Annotated in this window: 6 protein-coding genes; 2 read left to right on the top strand and 4 right to left on the bottom strand. The window is 57.7% G+C overall.

Features of this window, described 5'->3' with window-relative positions; all coding sequences use genetic code 11:
* Window positions 1-337: 337 nt before the first annotated feature.
* The 3 genes from P0G09_RS03625 to P0G09_RS03615 form a co-directional block, all read right to left on the bottom strand.
* The gene (locus P0G09_RS03625) at window positions 338-1,315 is read right to left on the bottom strand and encodes a carbohydrate ABC transporter permease (protein ID WP_275251947.1); all 978 of its coding nucleotides are present in this window, start codon (window positions 1,313-1,315) and stop codon (window positions 338-340) included.
* 14 nt (window positions 1,316-1,329) lie between these two features.
* Window positions 1,330-2,256, bottom strand: a complete 927-nt coding sequence (locus P0G09_RS03620) for a sugar ABC transporter permease (protein ID WP_035394544.1) — start codon at window positions 2,254-2,256, stop codon at window positions 1,330-1,332.
* Window positions 2,257-2,390: 134 nt separating this feature from the next.
* On the bottom strand, window positions 2,391-3,743 hold the full coding sequence (locus tag P0G09_RS03615) for an ABC transporter substrate-binding protein (protein WP_097771197.1): 1,353 nt from the start codon (window positions 3,741-3,743) through the stop codon (window positions 2,391-2,393).
* Between the two features lie 506 nt (window positions 3,744-4,249).
* Between P0G09_RS03615 and P0G09_RS03610 the strand changes: the two genes are divergently transcribed.
* Window positions 4,250-5,101: a MurR/RpiR family transcriptional regulator gene (locus tag P0G09_RS03610; protein WP_275251946.1), complete on the top strand. Its 852-nt coding sequence runs from the start codon at window positions 4,250-4,252 to the stop codon at window positions 5,099-5,101.
* Between the two features lie 53 nt (window positions 5,102-5,154).
* On the opposite strand, the gene P0G09_RS03605 is transcribed toward P0G09_RS03610, so the two are convergent.
* A complete protein-coding gene (locus P0G09_RS03605) occupies window positions 5,155-6,165 on the bottom strand; it encodes a hypothetical protein (RefSeq protein ID WP_275251945.1) in 1,011 nt (336 codons plus the stop codon).
* Window positions 6,166-6,349: 184 nt separating this feature from the next.
* On the opposite strand from P0G09_RS03605, the gene spoIVA reads away from it, so the two are divergent.
* Window positions 6,350-7,846 carry a stage IV sporulation protein A gene (spoIVA, locus tag P0G09_RS03600; RefSeq protein WP_097771913.1) on the top strand — a complete coding sequence of 499 codons (1,497 nt, stop codon included), beginning with the start codon at window positions 6,350-6,352 and terminating at the stop codon, window positions 7,844-7,846.
* Window positions 7,847-7,857: the final 11 nt, after the last annotated feature.

Below are 7,857 nucleotides of genomic sequence, written 5' to 3'. Positions count from 1 at the left end.
CCTTGGTGCGGGCCTTGCGTCTTGCAGACCGCTGCGCCAAAAATTGCTTCCTGAACATCAAGCTCCAACGCTTTCTGTTCCGGGCAACTGCATCAATGCCCTCTTGCGGTGCCCTGCATCCGCTTCGGCCCTTGGTGCGGGCCTTGCGTCTTGCAGACCGCTGCGCCAAAAATTGCTTCCTGAACATCAAGCTCCAACGCTTTCTGTTCCGGGCAACTGCATCAATGCCCTCTTGCGGTGCCCTGCATCCGCTTCGACCCTTGGGCGGGTCTCGCGTCTTGCAGACCGCTGCGCCAAAAATTGCTTCCTGTTTCCGCCGCAGGCGGCGGTCGCAATTTTAGCCCTTAACGGCACCCATTGCGATGCCTTTGGTGAAGTACTTCTGGAAGATGAGGAAGATGATGATGATAGGCACAGCAGCCAGTGCAGCACCTGCCATGATCAGACCGAAGTCGGTGCTGTTTTCCGCCTGCAGCTTTGCAATGCCCAGAGAAATGGTCAGGTTGCTGGTGCTGGACAGCATGATCAACTGCATGAAGTAATCGTTCCAGCTGTTGATAAAGGTGAAGATGGCCAGAGCACCGATGCCCGGCTTGACCATGGGCAGCACGATGCTGATAAAGGTCTTGGCTTCACTTGCGCCGTCAATGCGGGCGGCTTCCAGCATTTCTGTGGGGATGCCCTCGCTGAACTGTTTCATCAGGAACACACCGAATGGCCAGCCGACGATGGGGAAGATGACAGCCCAGATGGTGTTGTAGAGGTTCAGGGCACTCATCTCACGCAGCAGGGGGATCAGAATGACCTGCTTGGGCAGAGCCATTGCGCACACGATCAGGGTGAACAGGAGCTGACGGCCCACAAAGCGCTTCTTGGCCAGTGCATAACCGGCCATGGCGGCGGTGATGCAGGTCAGGATCATGGAGACAACAGCCATGAACACGGTGTTGATCATCCAGCGCAGGGCAGCAGGAGCGGTGGGTCCGACCGAGAAGTAGATGGGATCGCCGTCGGCACTGAAACATGCACTGAAGGGGATGGCCAGCTGCCACAGCGGAGCGCTCTTTCCGGCAAACAGCTTCTGGTAGTTGGTCAGCACCCACTCATGGGGCCACCACTCGGGGGTGGTGGAGTTGATGGCTGCACCGGTTTTGAAGGAACCGGTGATGATCCAGTACAGCGGGAACGCAAAGGTCACGGCCACGATGCTGATCAGGATCAGGGTCAGGATGGTATAGGCGCTGGCCTGCTTGAGCTTGCTGGGGTGACGCTTCAAGGGCTTTTGCTTTTTTGCAGTTGCAGCAGTTGCACTCATTGTTACGCACCTCCTCAATTATTCTGGTTGCCAGCCTTGAACTGGATCGCAGACAGGATGGCAATGATGATGGCAAGCACAACACCCATGGCGTTGCCGTAGCCGTAGCGGTACAGCTTGAACGCGGTGTAGTAGATGTAGTACATGATGGTATCGGTGCTGTGGTTGGGGCCGCCGGAAGTCAGCAGCTGGATCAGCGCAAAGCACTGGAAAGAGTTGATGGTGGTGATGACCAGGATGTACAGGGTGGTGGGCATGATGGCGGGCCACTTGATCTTCCAGAAGCACTGGAAATCGGTCGCGCCGTCCACTTCGGCAGCCTCTACGATGGACTGGTCCACGTTGCCCAGGGCGGAAACATACAGAACGATGGGCTGGCCCACAGAGGTGGTCAGCAGGATGAGGATGATGCAACCCAGAGCGAACCGCTCATCGCCCAGCCAGTTGATGTTCTTGTCGATCAGACCCAGCGTCTTGCCCAGATAGTTGAAGATGCCGTAGTAATTGTTGTACATCCACTTCCAGACAACGGTAACGGCAACGGAACCGGTGACAACGGGCAGGTAGAACACGCAGCGGAAAAGGCTGGTGGCCCACTCGGGCAGATCCACGATGGCGGAGCTGACCCACAGCGAGAAGGCGCAGGTCACAGGCACCGACACGATAACGATGATGAAGGTGTTCTTCAGAGCGCCCAGGAAGATCTTATCGGCGAACAGTTCTTTGTAGTTTGCAAGGCCGACAAAGACATCGGCGCGGTTCATGGTGGAATCAAAGAAGCTCGTGACCACGCAGAGGATCATGGGGTAGATGACGAACCCCAGAAAGAAGATCAGGCTGGGCAGAAGGAAGAGATAGGATGCGATGGTCTCCTGCCGGACCAGTGCGCGGCTGCGCTTTGGCTCTTTGACTTTTACGGTGGTAGCAGCCAAGAAAATCACCAAACCTTTCGTTTAGCTCCGGTAAAATGACCGGCTCCCGACGGAACTTGCAAAAAGAATGCCCCTCCCTCGCCGGGATTATCGAGGAAGGGGCAAGGTTTATAACGTTGCGATGAAAAACTCAGGCGGTGCGCTTATGCCTCGGCAGTGGCGGCAGCATTTGCGTTCTCAACAAAGGTAGCAACGGCCTGCTCAACGGGCTCGCCGGTGCCAACGCGCTGCAGCATGTTCCACCACTCGGTACGAGCAGTTGCCCAGCCCGGGGTGATCTGGTAGTAATCGCCCAGGAAGCCCATGAACTTGGTGTACTCGCTCATAATGTCGTTGCCGGCGTAGATGTCGCCAACGCTCTCACGAACAGGGAAGTAGGTGGAAGCCAGAACGCTTGCGCCAACCTGGTCGGGGTCAGCAGCGATGAAGTCGATAAAGGTCTTGGCTGCTTCGATCTTGGCCTCGTCGCCGTTGTCGAAGATGCCGAAGCCCCAGATGCCGCCGCACAGCTTGGGATCGCCGCTCTCGGTGGGGAAGGCCATGGGGAAGATCTCGTCGCCGCTGTTGGTCAGGCCGGCATCGTTGTTGTCGGAGTTCAGCTGCTGTGCAATGTTCCAGCAGAATGCCATCTGCAGAGTGCCGTTGCGGAACAGGGTGATCTCCTCGCCGCCGTTGATGGAAGCATCAAAGTTCACGCCCTTGGCATCGTACAGAGCCTGAATGGCCTTGATGTTCTCGGGGGAGTCAGCGGTGTACTTGGTGTGCTCGGCATCGGTGAAGGTGCCGCCGTACATGTTGTTGATGATCGCGCGGGTGCCCTGGTCGCCGCCCTGGCCGCTGCAGTAGATGGCTGCAACATTCTCATAACCGCCATTGTACAATGCGTCAACGGTCTTGAGGAAGCCGTCGGTGCTCCAGGTGTGCTTATCAGTATCAATGTACTGGTCTGCGCCCACTTCCTTGACCTTGGTCATGTTCACGGCCATGCAGTGTGCGGTCATGCACAGGGGATACTCATAGTAGTCGCCGGCATCGTTTCTGCAGGCGGACTCAACGGAAGCGTAAATGTCCTTCTTGGCATCGTCGGTCCACAGGTCGTTCAGGGGAGCCATAACGCCCTTTTTGCCCCAGTTGGCAACCAGGCGCTCGGGACCTTCCATGATCAGGTCGGGTGCGCTGCCGCCCTCGATGGCGGTGTTGACCTGGTCATCACCATTGGTGTAATCCAGGTACTCAACGGTGACCTTGATGTCGGGATATTTTGCGTTGAAGCTGGAGATCAGCTCCTGCACAGTCTCGTCCTTGCCCCAGCCGCCGATGGGATATGTCCACAGCTTGATGTTTGCGCCAGCTGCGGTGCTTGCCGCTGCAGAAGCTGCAGTGGAGGAAGCAGCAGTGCTGCTGGAGGAGCTACCGCCGCATGCGGCCAGTGCACCGGCTGCACTCAGGGCACCCACGGCCTTCAGGAAAGAGCGGCGAGAGATACTGTTTTTCATAAGAAACTTCTCCTTACTCATTGATGTAGTGCGATTCTGCTCTGCGGCCCTCGTGTGGGAACCGCTTCTATTGGCCTTATTATAGAAAAATATTTTCATTTTGTCTATCGGCTGTCTGCCCAATAATGAAAGGATTTTCTTGTGGATGTCGCACAATTTTAGCGAAAAGACTGGCATTTTGGGCAGGATTCACGGAAATTTTGAAAGTTGTAGCTATTTTGTAACCATTGTAGAAAAATCACGCTTTTTGCTGGTGAAAATAGTTTTCACTCAAAAAAGAGGGGAAAATCCGGCAAATTGAAAAGGATTTTCACAAATAAGTCATACTAATGCGGCGAATTTGGGCGCTCTGCACAGAAACGATCGCGAATTTGTAGTCAAAGCCCCTCTTGCCAAGCGGCTGGGATTCTTTTATACTTTTCTTAAAGGAAAACTTCCCGACAATGGTGTTGGCGTGTGCGGCCGGCCCTTCCGGCGGGAAACGGAGCAGGAAAAAGGAGACCATCATGTCTACGACCACAAATTTCTGGGAGCTGCTGCAGCAAAGGCAGGGCGAACTGACAAAATCCGGCCGTGCTGTAGCAGATTACCTTGTCCACCATGCCGACGAGGCACAGTACCTTTCCATTTCCTCCCTTGCGCGGGAATGCAAGGTAGCAGAGGCAACGGTGTTCCGCTTCTGCCGGGCATTGGGCTTTGAGGGCTACCATGAGATGCGCATTTCGCTGGCGCAGGCCAACGCCACCGGTGCGCTGGTCAACCAGCATGAGCCGGAGCCGGGCGCTACCACCGCCAGCCTGTGTGAGCACGCCAGCGGCCTGTTTCTCACTGCCATCAACGGCACCCAGAATTCTCTTTCGCCCGAAGCCGTGGAGCAGGCTGTGGATCTGATGCGTGCCGCGCGGCAGGTGTTCTGCCTGGGTCAGGGCGGCAGTATGCTGCTGGCCAATGATATCTGCGCCCGCTTTTCCAGCCTGTCCAATAAGTTCCGCACTGCAGGGGACAGTCATCTCCAGATCCTGGCTGCCAGCCTGATGGGCCCGGAGGATGTGGTGCTCTTCATCTCCTATTCCGGCGCGACCCGCGATATGCTGGAAACGCTGCGCACGGCCAAGGCATCCGGCGCAAAGATCATTCTGCTCACCCATTATGAGGATTCGCCCGGCGCAGCCATGGCAGATGTGGTGCTGCGGTGCGGCGCGCAGGAAAGCCCGCTGGATTCCGGCAGCATCCCCATCAAGGTGGCGGTGCTTTATGTGGGCGAGGTGCTTCTGCTCCGCTATATGCTGGATGACCCAGAGCATACCAACGAAGCCCAGGACCGCACCAGCGAGGCGGTGGCCATCAAGTTGATCTGAATAGTAAAACAGGCGGCATCCAACTTCAGTTGGTGCCGCCTGTCTTTTCGTTATCAGAGCGCTATAGTTTCATCCGGGAGCTGCTTCTGGTAGTAGGTCACCTTCCACCGGATATTTTCCGGTTCCACCGGCGCAAAGTGGAGCGAGGAACAGGCGGTGCGGGTATCACCCTGCTGCTTTCCGCTCACAAAGATCGCCGTTGGGCCGTCTGCCCCGCCGATGATGCCAATGGCTCCATCTTCCGTGGGTGCGTCGCTTTTCCGGATGGGCTTATCACTAGAGGCGCAGTCGTTCACCTGCACCCAGCCGGTGGTCATGGCGGGGGTCAGGGTGTAAGTCATTTCCACAAATTCCCGGGGCCATTCCATGGGCGGCCCCATGTGGGGGAGGTCACTCTCCGGCAGCCGGGCCGGTTTCAGGTCTTTGACCGTCAGCACGCAGGGCACACCGGTGACGGGATGGGCAAACTCCACGACCTTTCCGGGCGCTGCCGTGAACTGCACCGCTTCGGCAGGCTGTTCCCGCTGGGTGAGGGTCAGTGTCAGGCTGGTGATGTGGGTAGGCCTGCGCTTTGTCGCCCAGGGAAAGCTCCACTGCCGGAGATCCCAGCCTTGTTCCGGGTCAAGCCCGTAGTGCTTCACGATGTCCCGCGCGGCCTGTTCACCGCTGCAAACAATCTCCTCTTCGGAGCGGAGGGGGTTATAGTATTCCCCGGCACCGCGGCTGTACTCCACGGTTTTGCCGTTGATGGCTACACTTGGCAGATAGTCAAAAGAACCAAACGGGTCCTCGGCTTCGGCCAGTTCGACAACTTCCGGCGGGCATTCGTCAATATCCATCCCTTCATAAGCGGCCAACTTCTGGTAATGCGCTTCGATCGCTTCACGCTCCACCCGGCGGCAGATGTCTACAACCAGCCCTTTTCCACAAAGGTAAATCGCCGGGATGATGAAATGCTGCCCGCCCCACACCAAGTGTGCCCCGCAGGACACTTCCTGCCCGGGGCGGCCCCGATGCGGGCGGTGACAGCCCGGATTGTCCTCAAAATAAACCTTCCACTCCATCTGTGTTCCGCCTTTCCATACAGTTTTCTCTATTGTAGCGTAGGAAGGATTTTCCGTCAACCGACGCTTTTTCGCTAGGTGCCGCTCATATCCTGCCGCCTGTCCGAATAGACTGTTTCCGAGAAGCAGACGCAGAAGGTGCGGCCTTGCCGCCCGGTGCGGACGGGAGAGAGGAGAGAGCAATTTGGAAAAACAGGAGTGTTTGGAAGCCACTGTCTGCCGGGAGATCGGGGCACGCACCGGCGGAGAGATCCTGATCGGGGTGGTGGGGCCGGTGCGCACCGGCAAGAGCACCCTCATCAAGCAGTTTATGGAGCAGCTGGTGCTGCCCGCCATCGGCCCGGCGGACGCAAAGCTCCGGGCCCGGGATGAGCTGCCGCAGTCAGCGGCAGGGCGAACGATCATGACCACAGAGCCGAAATTCATCCCGGAGCAGGCAGTGCCGCTCCAACTGGAGGGCGGCGGGGAATGCCGCATCCGGCTCATCGACTGTGTGGGCTATATGGTGGAGGGAGCCATGGGCCACGAGGAGGACGAGAAGCCCCGCATGGTCAAAAGCCCCTGGTTCGAGGAAGAAATCCCCTTTGACCTTGCCGCTGAGACCGGCACCCGCAAGGTCATCCGGGATCACTCCACCATCGGCATCGTGGTCACCACCGATGGCTCCATCAGCGAGATCCCCCGGGAAAACTACCTGCCCGCCGAAAAGCGGGTGGTAGAAGAGCTGGAAGCGCTGGGCAAACCATTTGTCATCCTGCTCAACAGCACCCGCCCGGATGCTCCGGAGACAAAGGCTCTGGCTGCAGAGCTGGAACAGGCATACGGACGCACGGTCCTGCCGGTGAGCTGTCTGGATCTGCAGAAAGATGACCTGCTGTCCATCCTGCAGCGTGTCCTCTACGAATTTCCGGTGCGGGAGCTGGATTTTGCCATTCCCCGCTGGGTGACGATGCTGGAAAAGGGCCACTGGCTCCAGAACGAGATCTACACGGCGGCGCTCCAGTTTTCAGAGAAGATCAGCCGGATGAAGGATGTTCCGGCCCAGAACAGTGCCGGAGCGCTGGCCGGAGATTCGGTGCAGGAGTCTGCCCTGAGCGGCATGAACCTTTCCGACGGCGTGGTGCGGGTGACCGTTCTGTTGAAGCCAGAGGTGTTCTACCGCGTTCTCAGTGAGCAGACGGGGCTGGAAATTGGCGACGAAGCGGGCCTGATGCCCTGCATCATTGAGCTTTCCCGGGCAAAGCGGGAGTACGAGAAGATCCGCAGTGCACTGGAACAGGTGGAAGCCACCGGCTACGGCATCGTGATGCCAAGCATCGAGGAGCTCTCGCTGGAGGAACCGGAGATCGTCCGGCAGGGCGGGCGGTACGGTGTCCGACTGGAAGCCAGCGCACCCTCCATCCATATGATGAAAGCCGTCATCCATACCGAAATCAGCCCCATTGTGGGCACCGAGAAGCAGAGCGAGGATCTGGTGCAGAGCCTGCTGGGCGATTTTGAAGCCGACCCGGAGAGGCTGTGGGAATCAAACATCTTTGGCAAGAGCCTGCATGAACTGGTGAATGAGGGATTGCAGAACAAGCTCCTCCACATGCCGCAGGAAGCCCGCACCCGCCTGCAGGAAACGCTGGAACAGGTCATCAACGATGGCTGCACCGGATTGATCTGTATTCTGCTGTAACATAAAACGAC

This window comes from Faecalibacterium sp. DFI.5.82, from assembly GCF_029076575.1.
Lineage (GTDB): Bacteria > Bacillota > Clostridia > Oscillospirales > Ruminococcaceae > Faecalibacterium > Faecalibacterium duncaniae.
Note: the sequence above shows the minus strand (reverse complement) of the source record. Positions and strands in the feature narration are given on the sequence as shown.